Here is a 24,282-nt window from a genome sequence, read left to right as displayed (position 1 = left end):
CCTAGCGGACGCCTTGGGCGAGCCTGTCCAGCACGTCGAGGCCTTGCATCTTGAGGAAATGCAGCATGTCGATGATCACCCAGTTCTCGGACAGCTTGTCGCCGTCGCGGCGGTAGATATCGACCACGCGCATATCGGCGGGCGCGCCGCCGCCGGGCATGCCGAGATAGCCGCCAAGCGGCGTCATGGTCAGATTGGGCCAGCCGAAGAAGCCGCAATAGTTGCCCTCGGCCAATCGCGCGACGTGTCCGTTGAAGACCCGGTCGGCGAGATGGGTGCGGAATGGGCGTTGGTGCTGCGCGATATAGCGGTCGATCGTGTAGGTCGAGCCAATGCCGTGGGGGCCGTACCAAATCATGTCCTCGTGCCAGTTGAGCGCCAACTCTTCATGGGGCGAGAGTGACCAATCGCTTTCTCCCTGCAGCGCCTTGTTCGCCTCGGTGATCATTGCGGCCATGTTGTTGACGAGGGCGAGGGTCTTGGTGCCTTCGGCCTCAGGCTGCGGTGCGAGGAGCAGCCCGTCATTGGTGCGAGGCCCGGGGATGATGAAGCTGGCGCCGGTCTGGGGCGGCATCGGATCGACCCCGGCCTGCGCCATGACCGAGAGCACATCGCAAAACAGCGCGGTCTCGGCGATTTTGCCGTCCTCGATCCGGTGGAACTCCGCATAGCGCAGGAAGGCCATCTTGCCGGTGGGCGGGATGCCGAGCCAGGGCTGGTCAAACAAGCCCATGAAATGCCCCATGGAGCAGGTCCAGGTCGAGGTGAAGCTGTCGCAATCATTTTGGCCGGCGAAGAAGACATCCTCGCGCCGCTGGAGCGCGGTGAAGGCGGTGAGGAGCGGGGTCCAGAAGGCCTGCATCGCAGCCTCGGCCCCCGGTTGCACATTGAACGGGTGAACGCCGCGCCATGTGAAGTCGGGCGTTGAGTGCTGCTTCAGAACCCGAAGACGCGCGTCGGGCGGGCTGGCGTCGAAGGCGTCGGTAAAGGCGCGCGCGGTGGCCTTGGCGGCAGCAATCTGGGACATCGGGTCTCTACTGGATATCGGAGAATACGTATTCACGATGGCTACGCTGACCCCAAAGCGGCACCTTCGCAAGAGAGAAATCGGGTCGCCGCAAACAAAGGCGCTGGTTCAGGTCGCGCTGCGCCGCTTTGGATCATGGACTGGCGGGATCGACGACATGGCGAGGATCTGGTGAAGCTGGGTCGGGTCCAACTCCCGCAGAATGCGCAGGCCAAGTTTAGGATTGGGTCCGTCCGGCATGTAGGAGATGCGCAGTCTCAGACTATGCGACCCGATTGTTATGCCGACACGGTCACCGATCTGCGCAGCTGGCTCGGACGTTGCAAGTTCGTCTGTCGATGCCTCGAAATCGAGCCCACGCAGACTCATGCGCGTTATTTTTCCTTCGATTGCCCTGTCGCCGATTTCCAGCTGCGCAGAGACGCGACAGGTGGCCCGCCGCAACATCTTTGCATAAATTCGCGATACGATATGGGGCGCGATGATGGCTGAGACGAGGAGCGCGCCAACGGCGGTATAAAGCCACAGGAGCGCGGAATGAGACCGAGAGCCGGACGATTTGGGCGGGTCTTGTTTGCGCCTGAGGGCTTGGCTGACGACCGCGGACATCGAGTCGGGTTTGTTGTCGCGCTGAGAAGAGCTGCGGGACGGCGCCGGGTCTTCGCAGAGGCTATCCAACATCTGGCGCATACTTTTGGCGCGGGCGGCGAGGTTCTTCTGTCTGGCGAACCGCGCCATCTCGCTGCGTTCATAGAGAAGACCGGCCTGCGCCATACGTCGCAAGTCAAACAGGGTCGCGTTGATCTCGGCATAATCCGCCGCGCGGAAGCGCGCGTCCAGACTTGCGCGCAGCGACGTCCGTTCCGCCTTGTCGATCGAGGACAGCAGCCCTCGCAGGCTCTTGCGATTGAAATGATCTATCGGGTTGAACAGGATATAGGCGGCCTGCACGTTCAACTCTTCAAAATTTGGGAGTGTCACGCAAGTTTGCGCCTGCGCCCGGTCCCCGGTCTGGAAGGACATGAAGACCGCCAGCAGACAAAGCTTTGTGACAAGCTGTCGTCGCAGAAAATGGATACTGGTCACATAGGGTCTTCCCTGAGGGGGCGTTTGTGCCGGGGGTGTCGCATACAGAGGTTAAGGCTTGCTTGCCGGTGTCTCGCTTTGTCGAACTGGCAAGAGCTCGCGCAAATGCGCGTGTGGCGGTGCGGTTTATGCTGCGCTGCGCCTTGCCCCCATAGGGGCCGCCCGTGTAAGACGCGGCTTGAGAAACCTTGTGCTGAGAAAAATGGGTGGGGCTATGCGTCGAGTTGTTGTGACCGGGATCGGAATGGTGACGCCTTTGGGCGACGGGGTGGAGACGACCTGGGCCAACGCGCTGGCCGGGAAATCCGGTGCGCGCACGATCGAGAAGTTCGATGCGTCCCACCTTGGCACCGGTTATGCCTGCGAAGTGCCGCGGGGCACCGGGGAGGGCGAATTCAACGCTGATGACTACATGGAGCCCAAGGACGCGCGGAAGGTGGATGACTTCATCCTCTACGGCATGGCCGCGGCGCAGCAGGCGGTGGAAGATGCCGACTGGATGCCCGAGGATATGGGCGAGCGCGAGCGCACGGGTGTCATGATCGGCTCTGGCATTGGGGGTCTGTCCTCAATTGCCGACACGGCCGTCCTGATCAAGGAGCGCGGGCCGCGGCGCGTCTCGCCTTTCTTTATTCCGGGCGCGTTGGTCAATCTGGTATCGGGTCAGGTGTCGATCCGCTACGGCTTCAAGGGACCGAACCACGCAGTTGTTACGGCCTGCTCGACCGGCGCGCATGCCATTGGCGATGCAGCGCGGCTGATCGCGCTGGACGACGCGGATGTGATGATCGCGGGCGGAGCGGAAAGCCCGATCTGCGAAATTGGAATCGCGGGCTTCAACGCCTGCAAGGCGTTGTCCACCACGCATGCGGACGATCCCGAGAAGGCGTCGCGTCCGTGGGATGCGGACCGCGATGGCTTCGTGATGGGCGAGGGCGCGGGCGTCGTCGTGCTGGAAGAATACGAGCATGCCAAGGCGCGTGGCGCGAAGATTTACGCCGAAGTGCTGGGCTACGGGCTGTCAGGCGATGCGCACCACATCACGGCCCCGCCAGATGACCACGAAGGCGCGGAGCGTGCGATGCGTGCGGCTGTGAAGCGGGCGGGGATTGCGCCGGGCGATATCGACTATGTCAACGCCCACGGCACCTCGACCATGGCGGATACGATTGAGCTGGGCGCTGTGGAGCGTCTGCTGGGTGATGCGTGTTCCAAGGTTGCGATGTCGTCGACCAAGTCGATGACGGGGCACCTGCTTGGGGCTGCGGGCGCGATCGAGGCGATCTTCTGCATTCTGGCGATCCGGGATCAGGTCTGCCCACCAACGATCAATCTTGATAATCCCGCCGCTGAGACAGATATTAATCTCTGTGCAAACAGCAAGGTAGAGCGCGACGTTAATGTCGTCTTGTCGAACTCCTTTGGCTTTGGCGGCACCAATGCCTGCCTGATCATGGGGAAAGTGTGATCGCCTGATGTGGAAATCTATCGCCTCTAACTTCCTGACGCTGTTCATCGTCATCCTCGTGGGCCTTGGCGGACTTGTGGGCTGGGGGCAGGCGCAGTTTACCTCTGAAGGACCGCTGGAGGAAGCGATTTGCCTGCGCGTGCCTTTGGGTGGCTCTATGGCCTTGGTGTCGCGCGATCTGGAAGCGAAAGGCGCCGTATCGAACGCGCGCATCTTCCGCATGGGTGCGGATTACACCGACAAGTCGCAAGACCTGAAGGCGGGCAGCTTTCTTGTACCTGCCGGGTCGTCGATGGAAGAGATCATCGACGTGGTCACGCGGGGCGGGCAAAACACCTGCGGCACGGAAGTGGTGTACCGCGTGGGCGTGACGTCGAAGCGCGCTGTGGTGCGCGAGCTGGACCCTGCGACCAACGCCTATGTCGAGACTGCCAACTTCGTGCCGGGCGAAGACGCCGTGCCTGCGGAATATGCTGAAGCGCGTGAAGACCGCGATGTGCGCTACCGCGTGACGGTGGCCGAAGGCGCGACGAGCTGGCAAGTTGTCGAGAGCCTGAAGGCGATCGACGTGCTTGAAGGCGAAGTGACTGAGCTGCCGGCCGAGGGCAGCCTTGCGCCCGACAGCTACGAAATCGCGCCGGGACAAGAGCGCGCGGCGTTGCTGAGCCGGATGCAGGCGGCCCAAGAGGCCATTTTGGCGGAGGCGTGGGAGAACCGCGACCCGAGCGTGCCGCTTGAGACGCCGGAAGAGGCGCTGGTTTTGGCCTCGATCATCGAGAAGGAAACCGGGGTGGCCGAAGAGCGAAGGCAAGTGGCTAGTGTGTTCACCAACCGGCTGCGCCAGGGCATGAAGCTGCAGACGGACCCGACGGTAATCTACGGGGTGACCAATGGCGAAGGCGTGCTGGGCCGCGGGCTGCGGCAGTCGGAGCTGCGCCGGGAAACGCCCTACAACACCTACGTGATCCCGGGCCTGCCGCCGGGGCCGATCGCGAACCCGGGCCGCGCCTCAATCGAGGCGGCGCTGAACCCCGATGAGACACCGTTCATCTTCTTTGTGGCCGATGGCACGGGGGGGCATGCTTTTGCGGTGACCATTCAGGAGCACAACGCCAACGTGGCCGAGTGGCGCAAGATCGAAGCCGAGCGCAACGCCAACAATTGAACTGTTAACCCATTGGTAACAAACAGCGTTCGGTGCTTTGCGATTTGCGCATTTGGTTGACTTTTGCCCCGGACGCAGGCAAAAGCCCCCCCAAGACGACGACCTGAGAGAGCGGCGCGGACCCGAGCGGTTCGAGGCCGCTTTTCTATTCCAGGCCCTTGCAGTGAGACCCGATGACTGATCGCCCCACGCCCACCTGAGCGCGGGGTATGAAAGGCGCCTTCTTATGAAAGAGACCAACGAGACGACCGGTCCGCCGGGCGAGCCCGCTCGCCCTGAGGCCACTGAAGACGACAAACTTGCGCGGCTGCGCGCGCGCTACCAACAAGCGATCGACGAAAACCTGGACGCCTGGATTGAACTGGCGGACGAGCTGAAGACCAAAGTGCAATCGGAGTGGGACAAGCTGAAGGCGGGAGAGGCCTCGGAGTTGCCCATCACGAAGCTGCTGAAAAACGATCTGCGCACGTTGCTGCAGCTCGCCATGGAAACGGAGGGCCAACTCTATGGACACAGGATCGACCGCGCAGGCAAGGCAGGAGCCTTTGCCATCGACTTCGCTGACGCACGATCTGAGATCGGGCGCCGCCTGGATCGCCTCCGCTCCGCCGGAGGTGCAGGCGGAGTTCCGGAAGGACCTGCCTGATCAGACTGTCTGCGCACTGCTGTACATGTTCGACTTCTGGGCACTGCCGCATCAATTGCCACCGAAGGGCAACTGGCGGTCCTGGGTCGTGATGGGAGGGCGCGGCGCGGGCAAAACGCGCGCGGGGTCCGAATGGGTACGCTCCATCGTCGAGGGCGACATGCCGCTCGACGAAGGGCGCGCGCGGCGTGTGGCACTTGTGGGCGAGACCTTTGATCAGGTGCGCGACGTGATGGTCTTTGGCGACAGCGGCATCCTTGCCTGCTCGCCGCCGGACCGAAAGCCGGAATGGCAGTCCACCCGGCGGCGGCTGGTCTGGCCCAATGGCGCGATTGCCGAGGCACATTCGGCATCCTCGCCCGAGCACATGCGCGGCCCGCAATTCGACGCGGCCTGGGTCGACGAGCTTGGCTGCGCGGCCATCGACAAGGGGACGAACCAACCCAACAAGTTCCTTGATCCGAAATCGAGCGAGAGCGCGCTGCCGCATTACTCGAATGGGCAACGCGATGACTATCTGCAGATGCAGTATTTGCGGGCCTATTACGGCTTCTTCGCCGATGAGGAGAACAACCCGGTCAGCCCTGTCTATGGCGGTCCAATGGTGGATATGTCGCGGGCGTATATCTGGGCGTGGGATGCGCGGCCCTGGCCGGACTTTCCCAGCAACTTGGGCGTGTGGAGCGATGGCGGCAATCACGTCACTGGGCACTGGCTGACGGGGCGCACCTCGGTCATACCGCTGGATCATGTGGTCGGCGAGATTTGCGAGCGTGTGGGGCTGATGGAGTATGACGTCTCCGCGCTGCACGGTGTCGTGCGGGGCTACAACCTCGACAGCTTCGACACGCCGCGAGCGGCTTTGCAGCCCCTGATGATCGCGCTGGGCTTCGATGCAATTGAGCGCAGCGGCGTGTTGGTGTTCCGTAACCGAGGCGATGCCGAAGAAATCGGGGTCGCGGCGGAGGAATACGTGCTTCCCGAGGGCGAAGGTGCCGTGATCGAGCAGATCCGCGCGCCGGAACCGGAGGTCGTGGGCGAGGTTCGGCTTGGCTATGTCGAAGCGGAAGGCGAGTTCGTCGCCCGTGTGGCCGATGCGCGCTTCCCCCACGATGGCAGCGCGGATGTCACCCAGAACGATCTGCCGCTGGCTCTCACCGAGGCGGAGGCGAAGGCCATCGCGGAGCGGTGGCTGGCGGAGGCGCGCGTGGCGCGCGACAGCGTCAGTGTCACCGTGCCCCCCTCGCGCCCGGACGTGCAGGCAGGTGATCTGGCGCGACTGACCGACGCGCAAGGGGTCGAGACGCTCTACCGGGTGGACAGGATCGAGGACCGTGGCGCGCGACAACTGGAGGCGGTGCGCGTCGAGCGCCAAGTCTACACGCCGAGCGCGGCTGTCCATAGCGTGGGCGAAATCAGACCTTTCGCGGTGCCGGTGCCGGTCACCGCTCAATTCATGGACCTGCCGCTTCTGACGGGTGATGAGGTTCCACACGCGCCCCATATTGCGGTCACGGCGAGCCCGTGGCCCGGCGGCGCGGCCGTCTATAGCTCGAGCGAGGACAGCGGATACACTCTCAATACGGTGGTCGAGAACCCATCGCGATTGGGCGTGCTGACATCGCCACTGCGGTCGGGACAGGCCGGGCTGTGGCAACGCGATGTCACCGTCCGGGTCGAGCTGCCGGGCGCGCCGCTTAGCTCTGTCGCCATGCTGGACGTTCTGAACGGCGCAAATGTTGCCGCCATCGGGGATGGTTCATCAGATAACTGGGAGATCATTCAATTTGCCAACGCGCAGCTTGTGGGACCGAACACTTATGAGCTGAGCGAGCTATTGCGCGGCCAAGCGGGCAGCGACGGGTTGATCCCGGATATCTGGCCCGCAGGTGCGCGCTTCGTGATGATCGACGGGACACCGCAGCAGATCGACCTGGCGCAATCCGCGCGTGACCTTGCGCGCCACTACCGCGTCGGACCCTCGCTGCGACCCTATGATGATCCCTCGTTCCGCCACTACGTCGAAGCGTTTCAGGGGGTCGGTCTGCGTCCCTACGCGCCCGCACATCTGAGGGCCGTCGCGGAGGGCACCGATTTGCATGTCAGCTGGATCAGACGCACGCGTCTCGATGGTGACAGCTGGGCATCGGTCGAGGTGCCACTGGGGGAAGACACCGAGCTTTACGAGATCAGGGTCATCAGGGACGGCGCGCTGCTGCGCGACTTGCAGACCTCGTCGCCCGGCTGGACCTATAGCGGCGCACAGCAAAACAGTGACGGCGCGTCGGGCGCCTTTGAAATTCACGTAGCGCAGATTTCCCTGCGCTTCGGGCCAGGACTTTTTGCAAGGATCGAGATCAATGGCTGATACCCCAAGTTTGAAATTGCCGCTGGTGGCACCGTCGCAGGCCCAGAAGCACGTCACAGTGAACGAAGCCTTGGCCCGCATAGACGCGGCGCTGCAGCTGAGCGTGGTGAGCCGTGTCGAGAATAGTCCGCCGACCCTGACCGAAGAAGGGGCGGTGTATCTGGTGCCCCCGGGCGGCGGCACGAACGCCTGGGACGGGCATGGGGGCGAGCTTGCTTTCTTTGTGAACGGCGGCTGGGCATTCCTTGAGCCGCTCGCGGGCTGGCGTTTGTACGTGGCTGACGAGGCCGCTTACCTGAGCTTCGATGGGGTCGTCTGGCAGGAAAACATCCTGTCCATGGGGCCGTCCGGCGCTGGGATGCGGGCCGAGACGGTGGAGACGGATGTGGTGTTGGATGCAGGTGCGGATCAGCTGACTGGGTTTGTCATTCCGTCGGGCGCCGTCGTCTACGGTGTGACCGGGCGGGTTACTGACGCGATCACCGGAACGCTGACGGAATGGAGCCTTGGTGTTGACGGGTTCGAAGACCGCTATGGCAGCGGATTGGGACTTGGCGCCGGGTCCTGGCTGCGTGGGCTGACCGGGCAGCCGGTGACCTACTACTCCGCGACGCAGTTGAAACTGAGCGCCACGGGCGGTGATTTCGCGTCCGGGACGATCAAATTGGCTGTGCATTTGATGCGGTTCGAGTTGCCGCGAGCCTAGGATTTCAACGGCGAAACGGACGGCATAAAGCTGCGTGAACAGGTCCATAAGGGATTAGCGCGTGACATCAATGTGAGAATTGGGGTTTGGATTTGTCAGGTTCTGCCTATGTAGTGTAAGCAGCGGATGACACTGAAAGGATGCCCTCATGGCACATTCCAATCCCAAGCTCTCCGAGATCGACCCCGTTTGGGCCCGGATCACCGATGAAGCGCGCGATGCAATCGTGGCCGAGCCGCTCTTGGGCGGTCTGATCCACGGCTGCGTGCTGCACCACGAGAAGCTCGAGGCGGCGCTGGCGTATCGCTTCTCACAAAAGCTCGCCTCGGCGGAGATGTCAGAGCAGATTCTGCGCGAGATCGCGGATGAGGCCTACGCCTCCGATCCGGACTTGGGTGCTGCGGCCCGGGCTGACATTGTGGCGGTCTACGAGCGTGATCCGGCCTGCCTGCGGTTCATCCAGCCTGTGCTGTTCTTCAAGGGCTTTCAGGCCGTGCAGGCCTACCGCATTGGCCATTGGTTGTGGCGGCAAGGGCGCAAGGACCTGTCCTATTTCGTGCAAATGCGTGTGTCCGAGTGCTTTGGCGTGGATATCCACCCGGCGGCCCGCGTTGGCCGTGGCATCATGATCGACCACGCTCACTCCATCGTCATCGGTGAAACCGCGGTTGTGGGCGACAACGTCTCCATGCTGCATTCGGTGACGCTGGGCGGCACGGGCAAGGAAGACGACGACCGTCACCCGAAGATCGAGAATGGCGTGCTGATCGGGGCGGGCGCGAAGGTGCTGGGCAACATCACCGTGGGTCATTGCTCGCGCGTGGCGGCGGGATCGGTTGTCCTGGAGGCCGTTCCGCCGATGAAGACCGTGGCGGGCGTTCCTGCGAAAATCGTGGGCGAAGCCGGTTGTTCCCAGCCGTCCATCACGATGGACCAGCTGCTGCGCGGCGAAATTTAATCCAAGCAAGTGCTTGATGTGAAATGAGAAGGGCGGAGCTTTTAGCGCTCCGCCCCTTGTCTTTTAGGCCAGCATGCCCATTGGGTTCTCAAGGTTGTCCTTGATCGCGTTGAGCAGGTTTGCCCCTAGCGCGCCGTCGATCACGCGGTGATCCACGCTCAGCGTCGTCGACATTACGGTCGCAACCTTCAGCTCGCCATCCTCACCGACCACAGGCTTTTTGGCTCCGGCACCCACCGCGAGAATGGCGGCATGGGGCGGGTTGATAATGGCGTCGAAATTGTCGATGCCGAACATGCCCAGGTTGGAGATCGCGAAACTGCCGCCCTGATACTCGTGCGGCGCGAGCTTGCGGTCGCGGGCGCGGGCGGCGAGGTCTTTCATCTCGGTCGAGAGCGCCGAGAGCGACTTCATGTCCGCGTCTTTTAGAACCGGCGTGAACAGCCCGCCTTCGATCGCCACGGCCACCGCAACGTCGGAAGGCTTCAGCGACAAGGTGCGGTCACCCGCCCAGACGGCGTTGGCCTCTGGCACCTGTTGCAGGGCAAGTGCGCAGGCTTTGATGATGAAATCATTGACCGACAGTTTCACGCCACGCGGCTCAAGCGTCTTGTTGAGCTTCGAGCGGAAGGACAGCAGCGCGTCCAGCTCGATGTCGCGGCGCAGGTAGAAATGTGGCACCGACTGCTTGGCCTCGGTCAGGCGCGCGGCGATGGTCTTGCGCATGCCGTCGAGCGGCTGTTCCTCGAACTCGCGACCCTCGTACATCTTGCGGACCTGATCGGTGGTCGGGCCGGACGCCATCGCAGCCGCCGCCGGGGCGCTTGCGGCGGGCGCATCGGCCTTGAGCGCGCTGCTTGCGGCTTGCGGCTTGGCGTCCATGACGTCCGCCTTGACGATCCGACCTTTCGGGCCGGAGCCCTTGATCTGGCTCAGGTCCAGGCCCTTGTCCTTAGCGATCCGGCGCGCAAGCGGGGAGGCGAAGATGCGATCACCGCCTTCGGTCGAGCGTGCCGTGGGCGCCTCGGTTTCACCGCGTCCATAGCCTTTGGCGGGGGCGGTATCCTCCGACGCCTCTGCTGGGGCCGCGTGGCTGGACGCCTCTTCTTTCGGCGCACTGACGTCACCAATGTCGTCCGCGCTTTCGCCATCTTCCAGAAGCACCGCGATAGGGGTGTTCACTTTCACCCCATCCGTGCCCTCGGCGACGATGATCTTGCCGACGACGCCTTCATCGACGGCTTCGAACTCCATCGTCGCTTTGTCGGTCTCGATCTCGGCCATGATGTCGCCGGAGTTGACGGTGTCGCCTTCCTTGACGAGCCATTTTGCGAGTGTGCCTTCCTCCATTGTCGGAGACAGGGCGGGCATCAGAATTTCGATAGGCATGTCCGGCTCTCCTTAGCGGTAGGTCACTGTTTTGACGGCCTCGATCACCTCGGCGGTGGTCGTCAGCGCCAGCTTCTCGAGGTTCGCGGCATAGGGCATGGGCACGTCCTTGCCGGTGCAGTTGATCACCGGCGCGTCGAGGTAGTCGAACGCCTCGGTCATGATCCGCGAGCTGATGTAGGATCCGATGGAGCAGACCGGGAAGCCTTCCTCCACGGTCACGCAGCGGTTGGTCTTCTTGACGCTCTCGATCACCGCGGGCATGTCCATCGGGCGCAGGGTGCGCAGGTCGATGACCTCGGCGCTGATCCCGTCTTCTGCCAATTTATCAGCGGCTTCCAGTGCGTACTTCATCCCGATTCCAAAGCTGACGATGGTCACGTCCGTGCCTTCACGCCAGATACGGGCCTTGCCGAAGGGCACGGTGTAGTCATCCATGTCAGGCACGTCGAAGGACTGGCCGTAGAGGATTTCATTCTCAAGGAAGATCACCGGGTTCGGGTCCCGAATGGCGGTCTTCAGCAAACCCTTCGCATCGGCTGCCGAGTAGGGCATCACAACCTTCAGGCCGGGGATTTGCGAGTACCAGGCGGCGTAGTCCTGGGAGTGCTGCGCGCCCACGCGGGCGGCGGCGCCGTTGGGTCCACGGAAGACAATCGGACAGCCCATCTGGCCGCCCGACATATAGAGCGTCTTCGCGGCGGAGTTGATGATCTGGTCGATCGCCTGCATGGCGAAGTTGAAGGTCATGAACTCGACGATGGGCTTCAGCCCACCGAAGGCCGCGCCAACGCCAATCCCGGCAAAGCCGTGCTCGGTGATGGGCGTGTCGATGATCCGCTTGGAGCCGAACTCGTCCAGCAGGCCTTCGGAGATCTTGTAGGCGCCCTGGTATTCGGCGACTTCCTCGCCCATCAGGAAAACCTCTTCCGCGCGGCGCATCTCTTCGGCCATCGCGTCGCGCAGGGCGACACGCACGGTGGTGGACTTCATCTCGGTGCCTTCGGGGATGTCGGTCTCTTTCGGCACGACGATGGCGACAGGCTCGCCCGGGGCGCGGTCCACTTGCGCATCAACGGGCGCGGCTGCGGTGGCGGCCTCGACGGGGGCAGGGGCCTGCACGTCGTCGGCGCTTTCGCCTTCTTCAATCAGTACAGCGATGGGGGTGTTCACTTTCACGCCCTCGGTGCCTTCTTCAACGAGGATTTTGCCAACGATGCCTTCATCGACGGCTTCAAACTCCATCGTGGCTTTATCGGTCTCGATCTCGGCCATGATGTCGCCGGACGAGACGGTGTCGCCTTCTTTCACAAGCCATTTGGCCAGCGTGCCTTCTTCCATGGTGGGGGACAGGGCGGGCATTAGGATCTCAGTAGCCATGTCTCAAGCCTCCTGCGGAACTTCGGTTGCGTAGATATCTGTCCAGAGCTCTTCAAGCGCGGGCTCGGGGCTTTCCTTGGAGAACTCGGCGGCCTCGTTGACGATGCCTTTGATCTCTTTGTCGATGGCCTTCAGGTCATCATCGGTGGCGTGCTTGCCGGTTAGCAGCAGGTCGCGGACCTGCTCGATGCAGTCGCGCTCGTCGCGCATCTTCTGGACCTCTTCGCGGGTGCGGTACTTGGCCGGGTCAGACATGGAGTGGCCGCGGTAACGGTAGGTTTTGATTTCCAGAATGTAGGGGCCTTTGCCCGCGCGGCAGTGAGCGACCGCCTTCTCGCCGGCTTCCTTGACCGCCAGCACGTCCATGCCGTCGACTTCTTCGCCTTCGATGCCGTAGGCGGCACCGCGCGCGAAGTAGGACGGGGATTTGGTCGATCGCTGGGTCGAGGTGCCCATGGCGTATTGGTTGTTCTCGACCACGAAAACGACTGGCAGGTCCCACAGCTCGGCCATGTTGTAGGTCTCGTAGACCTGGCCCTGGTTCGCCGCGCCATCGCCGAAATAGGTGAAGGTGACGTTGTCATTGCCTTTATACTTGTCCGAGAAAGCCAGCCCGGCGCCCAGCGGCACCTGCGCCGCGACGATCCCGTGGCCGCCGTAGAAATGCTTCTCTTTCGAGAACATGTGCATCGAGCCGCCTTTGCCCTTGGAATAGCCACCCTCGCGACCGGTCAGCTCGGCCATCACGCCTTTGGGGTCCATGCCACAGGCCAGCATATGGCCGTGGTCGCGGTAGGATGTGATGCGCTTGTCGCCTTCCTTGGCTGCGGCTTCCAGACCCACCACAACGGCTTCCTGCCCGATATAGAGGTGACAAAAGCCCCCGATCAGGCCCATGCCGTAAAGCTGGCCCGCCTTTTCTTCAAAGCGGCGGATAAGAAGCATGTCGCGGTAGTAGGCAAGAAGCTCGTCCTTCGAGACGTTCGCTTTCTTGGCGGCCTTTTTTGCAACCATAGGGTCGTCCTCCCAAGTGTCAGTGACAGGCGATAGTTTAACGTTAAACTATCCCATATCAGAGCCTTATGGAAAGATCACCCCCAGAACAGCAAACCGCGACGGATTGACTGACCTAGGGTCACGTACGCCAATAAAATATGGGATTTAGCGCAGAATAATCTCGTCGCTGCGCATCAGGCCCAGCACCGCGCGGGCCTGCATGTCGAGCAGGTCAAGATCAAGATACGTGTCAGAGAGGCGGCGCGTTTTGTTGCGCATCTCGGCCACTTCAGCCTCCAGCGCGTCCAGCTCGGCCCGCAGGGTTTCCACCTCGGCTTCCACCTGCACGCGGCGGAAAATGCCGTAATCGCCTTGCACGGCGGCGAAGGTGAAATAGGCGCCCATGGAAAACAGGACCGTGCAGATCAGCAGCGGCGTCAATCCTGGCGTCGAGCGGGTGTGGGTCATGCGTCAGTGCCTCTTGCGCGCCTCTTGCCGGGCGCTGCCAGAGCAGACTCGCATATCTGATTCGCTCTGTGAATCCCCTAAATGCGCAAAAGCGTATTTTTATTGAGGATTTTGGCCGATTTAGCCCGCGACGGAGGCTTTGTAGATGCTGTCGATCGTTGCGGCGAGCCGGTCGTTGAATTCCGCGTCCGATTGGTCCACGGAAAGGCCCTCGGTCAGGGCGCGGCTGAAGCTTGCGATCACGCCTGAGTTCTGGGACAGACGCGCATTGGCTTCCTCGCGGGAATAGCCGCCCGACAGTGCGACGACGCGCATCACGCGCGGGTGGTCCACAAGCGGCTGATAGAGGTTCGCTGTCTCGGGCAGGGTCAGTTTCAGCATGACGTCCTGGCCATCATTGAGCGCATCGAGCTGCTTCAGGATCGCGGCCAGCAGCAGGTCTTCGGCCTCCGCCTTGTCCGAGATCGAGATCGATACTTCCGGCTCGATGATCGGCACCAGCCCATGACCCAGAACTTGGCGGCCCAGATCGAACTGCTGCGCGACGATGGCGTTGATGCCGGTCTCGTTGGCCGCCGAAATGACAGAGCGCTCCTTGGTCCCGAACATGCCCGCGGCCACGCCGCGTTCCAGCAGCGCATCAAGGCCGGGGATCGGCTTCATCAGCTGCACTCCATTGGCCCCATCTTCGAGCCCCTTGTCGATCTTCAGGAACGGCACCACGCCGCTGTCTTCCCAGATAAACTTGCCCGACGGCATCCCGCCCATTTCGCGGTCCATGGTCATCTCGAACAGGATCGCACCGATCACCTTCTCGCCGTTGAACGCCGGGGCCTTCACGATGCGGGTGCGCATCTCGTGGATCAGGTCGAACATCTCGGCGTCGTTGGCATAGCCATCCTCGCCAATCCCGTAGAGCCGCAGCGCCTTCGGCGTCGAGCCGCCGCTTTGATCGAGCGCCGCGATAAAGCCGTCGCCGTTGCGGATTTGCTCGAGTTTCTTCGCGTTCGACATCTTCGGGGCCTCTTATCTGCGGGTCAGGTGACGCAGGGTCTAGGGGAGGTCGCTCGAAGCTGCAATGATGGTTGCGCTAACAGCCGCTCAGGTGCGTTTGTAAAGCTGTGCCGTGATCCACGTGATCAAGCTGCGCGGCAGGATGCGGGGCAGGAAGGCGGAGATCTTGTTCATTGCGCCGGGGACGACGATCCGTTGACCCATATTCATGCCCACCCAGCCCTGATCGGCGACCTCTTTTGCGCTCATCATCTGATCTGCTTTGATGAAACGGGTCTCGTTCATATCGGCCTCGTCAAAGAACTCCGTACGCGTCGGCCCGGGGCAAAGCGCCGTGACCGACACATCCGTGCCCGACAATTCCTGTGCGACCGCCTCTGACAGGGACAGCACGTAGGATTTCGAGGCGTGATAGACCGACATATGCGGCCCCGGCAGGAACGCCGCGGTTGAGGCGACGTTCAGGATACGGCCTTTGCCCGCCGCTTTCATATCGCGCACCGCAAGGCGCATGAGCTGGGTCAGCGCGATCATGTTGACCTGCATGGTGGCGTCTTCGCGCTCCGCATCCACGTCTCCAAACGGTCCGTTGATACCGAGCCCTGCGTTATTGACCAGCACGTCGATCTGCCCGATCGCGCTCGCCTGCTCCCAAAGCTTGGCCGCCGCGCCATCCTCGTTCAGGTCCGACAGGATCACGTGGGCTTCGAGCCCCTTCGCCTTGATCTCGTCTGCAAGCGCATTCAGCTTGTCCTCGGAGCGTGCGGCAAGGATCATGTTGCGGTCGTTCTGCGCCGCGCGCAGGGCGATAGCCTTGCCGATGCCCTCGGACGCGCCGGTGATCAATACGTATCCCATGGGATCAGCCCTCCAATGCTGCGACGCCGGGCAGGGTCTTGCCTTCCATCCACTCCAGGAACGCGCCGCCGGCGGTAGAGATATACGTGAAATCTGGGGCAGCATTGGCGCCGTTCAAGGCCGCGACCGTGTCACCACCACCGGCGACAGAGATCAGCTTGCCCGCACGGGTCAGATCGGCTGCCTTGCGCGCCGCCGCGTTGGTGGCGGCGTTGAATGGCGCAATTTCGAAGGCGCCCAGCGGGCCGTTCCAGATCAGCGTGTTGCACTCGGTGAAGACTTCTTCGAGCTTCGCGACCGTGTCCGGCCCTGCGTCGAGGATCATCGCATCCGTCGGGCAATTGTCAGCTGACAATATCTCGTGGTCCGCGCCCGCCTTGAATTCGCGCGCGACGACGATATCGCTGGGCAAATGGATCGCGCAGCCCGCGGCCTCGGCCTTGGACAGGATCTCGCGGGCCGTGTCCGCCAGATCATGCTCGCAAAGCGACTTGCCCACATCGAACCCCTGCGCGGCGAGAAACGTGTTCGCCATGCCGCCGCCGATCACAAGGTGATCGACCTTTCCCACCAAGTTGCCCAGCAGGTCGAGTTTGGTCGAGACCTTCGCACCCCCGACCACGGCGCAAACCGGGCGCTTCGGGGACGCCAGCGCACCTTCCAGCGCGCTCAGCTCGGCCTGCATCAACCGTCCAGCGCAGGCGGGCAAAAGGCGCGCCAGCGCCTCGGTCGAGGCATGGGCGCGGTGGGCAGCAGAAAAGGCATCGTTCACGTAGACATCGCCAAGGCTGGCGAGCCGCTGGGCAAAGCCCGCGTCATTGCCTTCCTCGCCGGGATTGAAGCGGAGGTTCTCCAGCAGGGCGATCTCGCCGGGCTCAAGCGCCGCGACCCGCGCGCCGTAATTGCCGTCGATCAAGGTGACAGGCTGGCCAAGGATATCCGAGAGGGCCGGGACGACGTGCGACAACGACATCTCCGGCACCACCTTGCACTTTGGGCGACCGAAATGGGCCATCAGGATCGGCATACCGCCCGCGGCCAAAACATCGGTGATCGTTGGCACAATCCGGTCGATCCGGGTGGTGTCGGTGACCTTGCCATCCTCCATGGGGACATTGATATCAACGCGGATCAGCACCCGCTTGCCGTTCAGATCAAGGTCGTCGAGGGTTTTCCAAGGCATGGGATCAGGCTCCGATAGGGTCAGACAGGCAAAAAGCGCCGCATGCGGCGCTTTCTATTCGCTTCGGTTTTGGAGTGGAACTCCAAAAGTCCGTGCTTGGCGTGTTAAATGAGCTTGCCCATCGCCACGGCGGTGTCGGCCATGCGGTTCGAGAAGCCCCACTCGTTGTCATACCAGCTCAGGATACGGACCATACGGCCCTCCATGACCTTGGTCTGGTCAGCGGCAAAGATCGACGAGCGCGGGTCGTGGTTGAAATCGCAGCTGACCAGCTTGCGGTCGGTGTAGCCGAGGATGCCCTTCAGGGGCCCTTCGCTGGCAGCGGCCTCCATCATGGCGTTGATCTCTTCGATGCTGGTGTCTTTCGCAGCCTCAAAGGTCAGGTCCACAACGGACACATTCGGGGTCGGCACGCGGATCGCGACACCGTCGAGCTTGCCGTCCAATTCGGGCAGCACCAGCCCCACGGCCTTGGCCGCGCCGGTCGAGGTCGGGATCATCGACAGCGCCGCCGCGCGGGCGCGATAGAGGTCCTTGTGCATCGTGTCCAGCGTCGGCTGGTCGCCGGTGTAGCTGTGGATCGTGGTCATGAAGCCTTTGACGATGCCCACGTTCTGTTGCAGCACATGGGCCACCGGGCTGAGGCAGTTCGTGGTGCAAGACGCGTTGGACACCACCACGTCGTCAGAGGTCAGGCTGTCATGGTTCACGCCGTAGACGATCGTCTTGTCGGCATTCTTTCCGGGGGCCGAGATCAGGACGCGGCTGGAGCCGTTTTCGAGATGGGCCTGACAGGCCTCTTTCGAGGTAAAGATCCCGGTGCATTCCAGCACGATGTCCACGTCGCCCCAAGGCAGATCGGCGGGGTTGCGGATGGCGGTGACTTCCATGGCGCCGCGGCCCACGTCGATCGTGTCGCCCTTCACGGTCACCTCTTGCGGGAAACGGCCGTGCACGCTGTCATATTGCAGCAGATGCGCGTTGGTTTCGACCGGGCCGAGGTCGTTGATCGCGATGACCTCGATATCGGTGCGACCGCTTTCGATGATGCTCCGCAGGACATTGCGGCCGATGCGACCAAAACCGTTAATGGCGACTTTTACGGACATGAAGAGGCTCCTTATTGGGGCTGAAACTGCTGTTACCGCTAACAAACGGTTTTTAGCGGAAAGGTCAACCTTAGGGCAGTCGCGCTACGCGTCTAGCCTTCGGCCTTTTCCAGTTTGGACTGGGCCTTGAGCCACATGGCTTCGGCGCGGTCCATCGCCTCCATCACTTCGGAGTATTTCTTCTGCCAGACGACGCGTTTGTCGGCCATGTGGTCCTCGTAGACCTTGGGGTCGCCCAGACGCTTGGCAAGCTCGTCCTGCATAGCGGCGATCTTCTCGACGCGGGCCTCGCATTTGCGGACCTCGGCGCGCAGCTCGAGAATGTCGTCGCGCGACGCCTTTTTGGGCTTTGGTTTGTCCTTTTCGGGCTTGTCGGGCGGCGCGAGCAGCAGTTTGCGGTAGGCCTGCAGGTCTTCTTCATAGGGGCTGACGCGGCCGTCCTTGACCAGCCACAGCCGGTCGGCCACGAGGCTCAGCAGGTGCATGTCGTGGGAGACGAGAATGACCGCGCCGGTATAGGCGGTCAGTGCCTCGACCAGCGCCTCGCGGCTTTCGATATCAAGGTGGTTGGTCGGCTCGTCGAGGATCAGCAGATGCGGCGCGGGCAGGGTGGCGAGCAGCAGGGACAGGCGGGCCTTCTGGCCGCCAGACAGGCGCCCGACCTCGGTGTCGGCCTGATCCGCGCCAAGACCAAAGCTTGCCAGCCGCGCGCGCAGCTTGGCCTGACCTTCGTTCGGGCGCTCCTTGATCAGGTGCTCGAGCGGGGTCTGGTCGACATGCAGCTCGTCCACTTGGTGCTGGGCGAAGAAGCCGATGCGCAGCTTATTGGATGCGGTAACGCGCCCGCCCATGGCATCGAGCCGGTCGGAGAGCAGCTTGGCGAGCGTCGACTTGCCCTCGCCGTTGCGGCCCAGAAGCGCGATGCGGTCATCCTGGTCGATGCGCAGGTTCAGGTGGCTGAGCACGGGCGTGCCGTCATAGCCGACGGACGCGCTTTCGGTGTTGATAATGGGCGGCGACAGCTCTTCGGGCTCGGGGAAGGTGAAGACGACGCGGGCGGCGTCCTCTGGGGCGGTGATGGTTTCCATCTTCTCGAGCATCTTGACGCGGGACTGCGCCTGTTTGGCCTTGGACGCCTTGGCCTTGAAGCGGTCGACGAAGCTTTGCAGGTGGGCGCGCTGCAGCTCCTGCTTCTTCGCGGCGGCGGCCTGCACCGCGCGGCGCGCGGCGCGCTGGCGGGCGAACTGGTCGTAATTGCCCGAGTAGAACGTCAACTGCTTGTCTTCGAGATGCAGGATGCCGTTGACCGAGCGGTTCAGCAGCTCCCGGTCGTGGGAGATGATGATGACCGTGTGCGGGTAGCGGGTCAGGTAGTGCTCGAGCCAGAGCGCGCCTTCGAGGTCGAGATAGTTCGTAGGCTCGTCAAGCAGCAGCAGATCGGGCTGGGAGAACAGCACCGCGGCGAGCGCCACGCGCATGCGCCACCCGCCGGAGAAATCCGAGCAGGGCTGATGCGTCTCGGCAGGGGTGAAGCCCAGGCCCACGAGGATCGAAGAGGCGCGCGCCTCGGCCGACCAGGCGTCGATATCGGCCAGCCGGGTCTGGATCTCGGCGATGCGGTCGGGGTCGGTGGCCGTGTCGGCCTCGGCCATGAGATCCGCGCGCTCGGTGTCGGCGGCGAGCACGGTGTTCAGAAGAGAGACCTCGTTCGATGGCACCTCCTGCGCGATGCCGCCAATGCGGGCGCGATCGGGCAGGGTGACGGTGCCGCTTTCCAGCGCCAGCTCGCCCCGGATTAGCCGGAAAAGCGTGGTTTTGCCGGTGCCATTGCGCCCCACGAGCCCGACCTTGTGGCCGGTGGGGATCGTGGCAGAGGCGCCCTCGAACAGGGTGCGGCCCTCGACGGCGTAGCGCAGATCATTGAGACGTAACATGGGGTGCGTGTCGCCCATGCGGGCAGGGGTGTCAATTGCGCGCTTTTCACGGGCGCGGCCCCATGTTAGGTGCGCGCCAAATTGTAACTCCAGCGAGGACTTTCCCATGGCGATCCAACGCACCTTCTCCATCATCAAACCCGACGCCACCAAGCGCAACCTGACGGGGCAGATCATTGCCAAATTCGAAGAGGCCGGCCTGCGCATCGTCGCCTCCAAGCGCATCCAGTTGACCCTGGCCCAAGCGCAGCAGTTCTACGGTGTGCACAAGGACCGTCCGTTCTTTGACGAGCTGTGCGAATTCATGATCTCCGAGCCGATCGTGGTGCAGGTGCTGGAAGGCGAAGACGCCATTGCGAAGAACCGCGAAGTGATGGGCGCCACCAACCCGGCAGAGGCCGCAGAGGGCACCATCCGAAAGGAATTCGCGCTGTCCATCGGCGAGAACTCCGTGCACGGCTCCGACGCACCGGAGACCGCCGCAGAAGAGATCGCGTTCTTCTTCTCCGGCCTCGAACTGGTCGGCTAAGTCTCTGGAAATTTTTTGGGGGAGGCCCGCGTCAATGGCGCGGGCCTTTTCTGTTTTTGCGGCCAGTCACCGCTACGTCCTAACCGCAAATGTGGAAGCGTCTTAGACCACAGGGCTTTGCCGCGAAGCCGTTCTCGAAATGCGCGGCTCTGTCGGCAGATTTGCATCAAGAAATGCGCGCAACAGATTGACATTACGAGTGTTTGCGTTCCATCCAACGTCGAAGATGTCACCGATGAACGGGATCATACCTATCACCATATCGACGCCCACATTGAGCGCCATGCGGATCAATAGGTGCCGCGGCGCGCCCAACCGGTGCGCCTGATGCAGGATGACACTCGCCGGGGCGACCATGATCACGTCGCCTACGACCGGCACGAAACCGGCCAAAGCGTCCAACCCGATCCGCAAATTCGTGCCCGGGATCGGCAGCAGATTTTCAAGCGTATACGCAAGGCGGTCCAAGCGGGCCAGCGTCATCTCAGTGTCTGCGTTGATATAATGTAAATTGGTGTCACATTGAGAGATTTCAATTGCTGCGCGCGCGATTGTTCACGCCAATTTCATCCAGAATACGCTCCAAGCCACTCAAATCACTGTTGAAATGCTTCGCTTTCAGATCATCGAAGCGCGCGCGGAGTGCGGCCTTCTCGTCGCCCTTACAGTCGTTCCAGGGCCGCCCCTGCAGACCCATCACCAACACATAGTATCCGATGAAATGCGGCCGGGTTCCGCTTTCCAAAAGCTTGGCATAGGCGGCATCGGCGCCGACCTCCCGTAGCTGCTCCGCGCTGGTAATACCGACGGCGGCCAAGCTCGCCTCGTAGGCTGGACCCAGATTGCGAATAGATGAGACAGGCGATGTCATGTCGCCAGTCTATTGCGGCCAGCGCGACCGCGCTAGAGGCTCGCCCAATCCGAAAACCCCTCAGGGGGTGTCGGTTTCGGAGCCTGTGTCTCTTTGCCCGTCGGCTGAGGCGTCGGGGAGGGGGCTTGATAGGCCATGATCTGGCCTCCTTGCGTTAATTTTCATGCTCGGTGTCCAAGAACCTCAGCACGGCATTAAGGCGCCTCGGGGGCAGAATTGTGGCGCAAATGAGGCGGAGTTTTAGAGGTCGTGCCGAATATTGTACCGAGCAGTTTCCAAGCCACAAAATGTGCCAAAGCGTTTCAGACTTGAAATAAATTGCGTTCAGTCTTCGGCGGCTTCGGCTTCCGCATCCATCTCTGCAAACGTGGCTTTGGCAAGCTGGATCGCATGATTGGCCGTGGGAACACCGGCGTAGATGGTAACATGCTGAAAGACCTCACAAATATCTTCGCGCGTGGCGCCGGTATTGGCCGTGGCGCGGATATGCATCGGAATTTCATTGAAGTTCTTCGTGGCCGCGAGGATCGCGAGCGTGAGCATCGATCGCTCCCGCAAGGTAATCGCGTCCGATGCCCAGACGGTGCCCCAAGCTGACTCTGTGATAAGCTCTTGGAAAGGTTGATCAAACGCCGTTTGTTTCGCCTGGGAACGGTCCACATGGGCGTCCCCTAGGACCTTGCGTCGTACGGCTTCGCCGCGGTCATATTTCTTGCTCACCTTGGCCTCCGTTGGCGTTTCCCGGAGGAGCATACTTAAAATCGTCGACAAAAGGCGAGGGGTCTTAAACGACTATAAACCGATCTCTGGAAAAAGGAGGCAAATCACAGGGAACCGGCGAATGGTGTTTATAAGATTGAGGTTTCTTCTCGCATGCTTGCTTGCCTGCGTGAGCCTGAGCGCGGCGCAGGCCGAGACGCCGGTCCGCATGGCTTATGTCGAGTTCCCACCCTATTCCTTCACGGGTCCCGGCGGCGCTGCGGAAGGCCTGTCAATCGATCTGGCCCGCGCGCTGCTGGAAGAGGCGGAGTTGAGCTTCATACCCGCGGCATCGCCCGACGAAATGATCACAATGCTCAGGGACGGGCGGGCTGATATCTCGACCCTGCTTGGTCTGACAGAAGATCGCTTGGCGCGCGCCGACGCGACTGACCCGCTCGGCGCATTTGGGAGTGCTTTGTTTACAAAGGCGGAAAGAGCCGGTGATGAGGTCGCGGCCTTCTCGGGCGACCGCATCGGGGTTGTGCGCGGCTCGATCGCCGTTCAGATTGCGCAGGGCATTCCCTTCGCAAAGCTCGTCGAATACGAAACCCCCGATGATCAAATCCTCGGGCTGCTGGTCGGTGATGTGGATGCGGTCGTCGGTGCTACCGATAGTTTCGCCGCGCGCCTGCGGCTGATGGAGCTCGACCGCGCGGTGCAACCCGTCGAGCCGCCGCTGGAGGAATTTCCGTACGCTTTCTACGTCTCCCCGGATCGCCCGGAGCTGCTGTCTGCGATGAATACCCGGATCCGCGACACACTCACGCCGTCAGAGCTGAGCACGCTCAACGAGATCTGGTTCGGAAGTCCGAGCGTCGATCCCAACGGCGAATTGATCGCTTATGGTGTTCTCGGCCTCGTGCTTTTGCTCGGCATGGTCATGTCAATCAGCCTGAGCCTTCGCAAGAAGGCGGCTCGATTGGAGGAGGTGTCACAGAAGGCCCAAGCGACGAACCTTTTGGTAGAAGCGATGAATGCCGTGCATTCTGCCGTTGTTGTGTATGACAAGGACCTGCGTGCCATTCATTGGAACGATGGATTCTCGTCAGCGTTTCCGAAGCTCGTTCCCTTGATCGAACGGGGCGCGAGCCTGCAGGAACTCGTCATTCAATCCTACGAAACAGGTGTTGTCTCGGGGGTCTGGCAGACTGACGAGACGCGGCATTTCGCAGATGACTTGGCGCGCAAACTGCGCCGTGGTCAGTCGATCACGCGCATGATCCGCGGCAGGAACGGCCGCACATTCGAGGCGACGGAATTGCCGCTCGGCAATGGCTATTTTGCATCATTGCGTGTGGATGTGACGGGGCTGCTGGATCAGGCGGCACTGATCGAGGCTCAAAAGAAAGAATTGGAGAGCGCGAACGAGAAACTTCAGATTTTCGCGACGATCGCGGCCCATGATCTGAAGGCGCCTTTGGTTCAGCAATCCAGCATTCTCCAGGTCATTCGAGAAGATATAGCAGAGGCAGACCAAGACTTTCCGGACGATGTGCAAGACTACTTCGGAATGCTGGAGACGCTTTCGGATCGCATGCGCCACCTTATCCAAGGCCTGCTGGATCACGCGCGCGCGGATGAAGAGTTGAGCGAAAGCGAGCTTGTCGATGTGAACGAACGGATGCCATCCATCGTCGAAATGGTCGGCCTTCCCGACAACTTCCGAATTGAAATCCAGCCTGACCTCCCCTCTCTTCGTGTCGCTCCAGCCACTTTCGATGCAGTGATGCGCAATCTGATTTCCAACGCGATCAAGCACCATGACCGCAAAATGGGCGTGATCAAGATCAGGGGTAAGCGGATCGGGGACCAAACCGTGTTTGAAGTAGAAGACGATGGGCCCGGCATCCCGCAAGAGCATCTCTCCTCCATCTTTGACCCGTTCAAGCGCCTTTCCGCGAACGTCGAAGGCAGCGGATTGGGACTGTCCTTCATCAAGAAGACGGTCAATCAATGGGGCGGGGGCATCTACGTGGAAAGCCGCACTGACCGTGGCAGCATCTTCGTCTTCTCCGTGCCCGTGGATACGGCGCGTGACTTTGTTGGGCTGGATCAATGCCCGATGCCGTCCGCGGCGCTCCATTGATATGGACGGTGTGCAAGAGGGGTGACGCGATCTTCACACGATGTCGATGACAAGCAGCGAAACGCTTTCAGAGAAGACGGCAGAGCGAGATGTCAAAGATCAAAGTGTCCAAAGCGGTCCACGGACGGACTAACGCCAAAAGGCCAAGTATTCCGTCAAGTCCAGCAACCGCCGACCGAGGAATATGTGCAAATCCCAGCCAAAGACCAGAACATCGAGCATCAGGATGGCGAAGATCAGCGCGGCGAGCGCGATGGCGATCTTGTTCGTCATTGGGCC

Annotated in this window: 23 protein-coding genes; 8 read left to right on the top strand and 15 right to left on the bottom strand. The window is 61.9% G+C overall.

Annotation, left to right across the window (positions count from 1 at the left end):
- Window position 1 precedes the first annotated feature (1 nt).
- A complete protein-coding gene (locus tag C8N43_RS04465) occupies window positions 2-1,027 on the bottom strand; it encodes a nuclear transport factor 2 family protein (RefSeq protein ID WP_107844457.1) in 1,026 nt (341 codons plus the stop codon).
- Between the two features lie 108 nt (window positions 1,028-1,135).
- On the bottom strand, window positions 1,136-2,113 hold the full coding sequence (locus tag C8N43_RS04460; RefSeq protein ID WP_107844456.1) for a hypothetical protein: 978 nt from the start codon (window positions 2,111-2,113) through the stop codon (window positions 1,136-1,138).
- A gap of 214 nt (window positions 2,114-2,327) precedes the next feature.
- Between C8N43_RS04460 and fabF the strand changes: the two genes are divergently transcribed.
- The 6 genes from fabF to cysE all read left to right on the top strand — a co-directional run bounded on the left by fabF (window position 2,328) and on the right by cysE (window position 9,424).
- The gene (gene fabF / locus C8N43_RS04455) at window positions 2,328-3,581 is read left to right on the top strand and encodes a beta-ketoacyl-ACP synthase II (RefSeq protein WP_107844455.1); all 1,254 of its coding nucleotides are present in this window, start codon (window positions 2,328-2,330) and stop codon (window positions 3,579-3,581) included.
- 7 nt (window positions 3,582-3,588) lie between these two features.
- Window positions 3,589-4,746: an endolytic transglycosylase MltG gene (mltG, locus tag C8N43_RS04450; protein WP_107844454.1), complete on the top strand. Its 1,158-nt coding sequence runs from the start codon at window positions 3,589-3,591 to the stop codon at window positions 4,744-4,746.
- Between the two features lie 226 nt (window positions 4,747-4,972).
- Window positions 4,973-5,392: a hypothetical protein gene (locus C8N43_RS19545; RefSeq protein WP_158269909.1), complete on the top strand. Its 420-nt coding sequence runs from the start codon at window positions 4,973-4,975 to the stop codon at window positions 5,390-5,392.
- A gap of 25 nt (window positions 5,393-5,417) precedes the next feature.
- Window positions 5,418-7,760, top strand: coding sequence for a baseplate megatron protein TIM-barrel domain-containing protein (locus C8N43_RS04445; RefSeq protein WP_158269908.1), 2,343 nt, complete (start codon window positions 5,418-5,420; stop codon window positions 7,758-7,760).
- Complete coding sequence (locus C8N43_RS04440; RefSeq protein ID WP_107844452.1) at window positions 7,753-8,466, top strand: DUF2793 domain-containing protein; 714 nt, start codon at window positions 7,753-7,755, stop codon at window positions 8,464-8,466. Before C8N43_RS04445 ends, C8N43_RS04440 begins: the two co-directional genes overlap by 8 nt.
- Window positions 8,467-8,614: 148 nt before the next feature.
- Window positions 8,615-9,424, top strand: coding sequence for a serine O-acetyltransferase (gene cysE / locus C8N43_RS04435; RefSeq protein ID WP_107844451.1), 810 nt, complete (start codon window positions 8,615-8,617; stop codon window positions 9,422-9,424).
- 63 nt (window positions 9,425-9,487) lie between these two features.
- Here the strand turns inward: cysE and C8N43_RS04430 are convergent, their stop codons facing one another.
- The 9 genes from C8N43_RS04430 to C8N43_RS04390 form a co-directional block, all read right to left on the bottom strand.
- On the bottom strand, window positions 9,488-10,813 hold the full coding sequence (locus C8N43_RS04430; RefSeq protein ID WP_107844450.1) for a pyruvate dehydrogenase complex dihydrolipoamide acetyltransferase: 1,326 nt from the start codon (window positions 10,811-10,813) through the stop codon (window positions 9,488-9,490).
- Between the two features lie 12 nt (window positions 10,814-10,825).
- Window positions 10,826-12,193, bottom strand: a complete 1,368-nt coding sequence (locus C8N43_RS04425; RefSeq protein ID WP_107844449.1) for a pyruvate dehydrogenase complex E1 component subunit beta — start codon at window positions 12,191-12,193, stop codon at window positions 10,826-10,828.
- Between the two features lie 3 nt (window positions 12,194-12,196).
- On the bottom strand, window positions 12,197-13,207 hold the full coding sequence (gene pdhA, locus C8N43_RS04420; RefSeq protein WP_107844448.1) for a pyruvate dehydrogenase (acetyl-transferring) E1 component subunit alpha: 1,011 nt from the start codon (window positions 13,205-13,207) through the stop codon (window positions 12,197-12,199).
- Window positions 13,208-13,354: 147 nt separating this feature from the next.
- Window positions 13,355-13,657, bottom strand: a complete 303-nt coding sequence (locus C8N43_RS04415) for an FtsB family cell division protein (RefSeq protein ID WP_107844447.1) — start codon at window positions 13,655-13,657, stop codon at window positions 13,355-13,357.
- 120 nt (window positions 13,658-13,777) lie between these two features.
- Window positions 13,778-14,671, bottom strand: a complete 894-nt coding sequence (locus tag C8N43_RS04410; RefSeq protein ID WP_107844446.1) for a fructose bisphosphate aldolase — start codon at window positions 14,669-14,671, stop codon at window positions 13,778-13,780.
- Window positions 14,672-14,758: 87 nt separating this feature from the next.
- Window positions 14,759-15,529 carry an SDR family NAD(P)-dependent oxidoreductase gene (locus C8N43_RS04405; RefSeq protein WP_158269907.1) on the bottom strand — a complete coding sequence of 257 codons (771 nt, stop codon included), beginning with the start codon at window positions 15,527-15,529 and terminating at the stop codon, window positions 14,759-14,761.
- Between the two features lie 4 nt (window positions 15,530-15,533).
- Window positions 15,534-16,712 carry a phosphoglycerate kinase gene (locus C8N43_RS04400; RefSeq protein ID WP_107844444.1) on the bottom strand — a complete coding sequence of 393 codons (1,179 nt, stop codon included), beginning with the start codon at window positions 16,710-16,712 and terminating at the stop codon, window positions 15,534-15,536.
- Between the two features lie 104 nt (window positions 16,713-16,816).
- Window positions 16,817-17,821, bottom strand: coding sequence for a type I glyceraldehyde-3-phosphate dehydrogenase (gene gap / locus C8N43_RS04395; RefSeq protein ID WP_107844443.1), 1,005 nt, complete (start codon window positions 17,819-17,821; stop codon window positions 16,817-16,819).
- 92 nt (window positions 17,822-17,913) lie between these two features.
- Window positions 17,914-19,755 carry an ABC-F family ATP-binding cassette domain-containing protein gene (locus C8N43_RS04390; RefSeq protein ID WP_107846233.1) on the bottom strand — a complete coding sequence of 614 codons (1,842 nt, stop codon included), beginning with the start codon at window positions 19,753-19,755 and terminating at the stop codon, window positions 17,914-17,916.
- Window positions 19,756-19,861: 106 nt separating this feature from the next.
- Here C8N43_RS04390 and ndk point away from each other — a divergent pair, with 106 nt between their 5' ends.
- Window positions 19,862-20,284 (top strand): nucleoside-diphosphate kinase, encoded by a 423-nt coding sequence (ndk, locus tag C8N43_RS04385; protein ID WP_107844442.1) that lies wholly within the window; start codon window positions 19,862-19,864, stop codon window positions 20,282-20,284.
- Between the two features lie 102 nt (window positions 20,285-20,386).
- Here the strand turns inward: ndk and C8N43_RS04380 are convergent, their stop codons facing one another.
- From C8N43_RS04380 to pcaC, 3 genes are all read right to left on the bottom strand, one after another.
- Window positions 20,387-20,767 (bottom strand): DUF4112 domain-containing protein, encoded by a 381-nt coding sequence (locus tag C8N43_RS04380; protein WP_107844441.1) that lies wholly within the window; start codon window positions 20,765-20,767, stop codon window positions 20,387-20,389.
- Between the two features lie 49 nt (window positions 20,768-20,816).
- Window positions 20,817-21,155, bottom strand: a complete 339-nt coding sequence (locus C8N43_RS04375; protein ID WP_107844440.1) for a TfoX/Sxy family protein — start codon at window positions 21,153-21,155, stop codon at window positions 20,817-20,819.
- A 324-nt stretch (window positions 21,156-21,479) separates the two neighbouring features.
- The gene (pcaC, locus tag C8N43_RS04370; RefSeq protein WP_245912898.1) at window positions 21,480-21,875 is read right to left on the bottom strand and encodes a 4-carboxymuconolactone decarboxylase; all 396 of its coding nucleotides are present in this window, start codon (window positions 21,873-21,875) and stop codon (window positions 21,480-21,482) included.
- Here pcaC and C8N43_RS04365 point away from each other — a divergent pair.
- On the top strand, window positions 21,868-24,003 hold the full coding sequence (locus C8N43_RS04365) for an ATP-binding protein (protein ID WP_146174156.1): 2,136 nt from the start codon (window positions 21,868-21,870) through the stop codon (window positions 24,001-24,003). The two genes, pcaC and C8N43_RS04365, sit on opposite strands and share 8 nt — an antisense overlap.
- A gap of 129 nt (window positions 24,004-24,132) precedes the next feature.
- On the opposite strand, the gene C8N43_RS19700 is transcribed toward C8N43_RS04365, so the two are convergent.
- Window positions 24,133-24,276 (bottom strand): hypothetical protein, encoded by a 144-nt coding sequence (locus C8N43_RS19700; RefSeq protein WP_170114406.1) that lies wholly within the window; start codon window positions 24,274-24,276, stop codon window positions 24,133-24,135.
- Between the last annotated feature and the right edge of the window lie 6 nt (window positions 24,277-24,282).

Source organism: Litoreibacter ponti (genome assembly GCF_003054285.1).
GTDB lineage: Bacteria > Pseudomonadota > Alphaproteobacteria > Rhodobacterales > Rhodobacteraceae > Litoreibacter > Litoreibacter ponti.
This window is presented reverse-complemented; position numbering and strand designations above follow the sequence as displayed.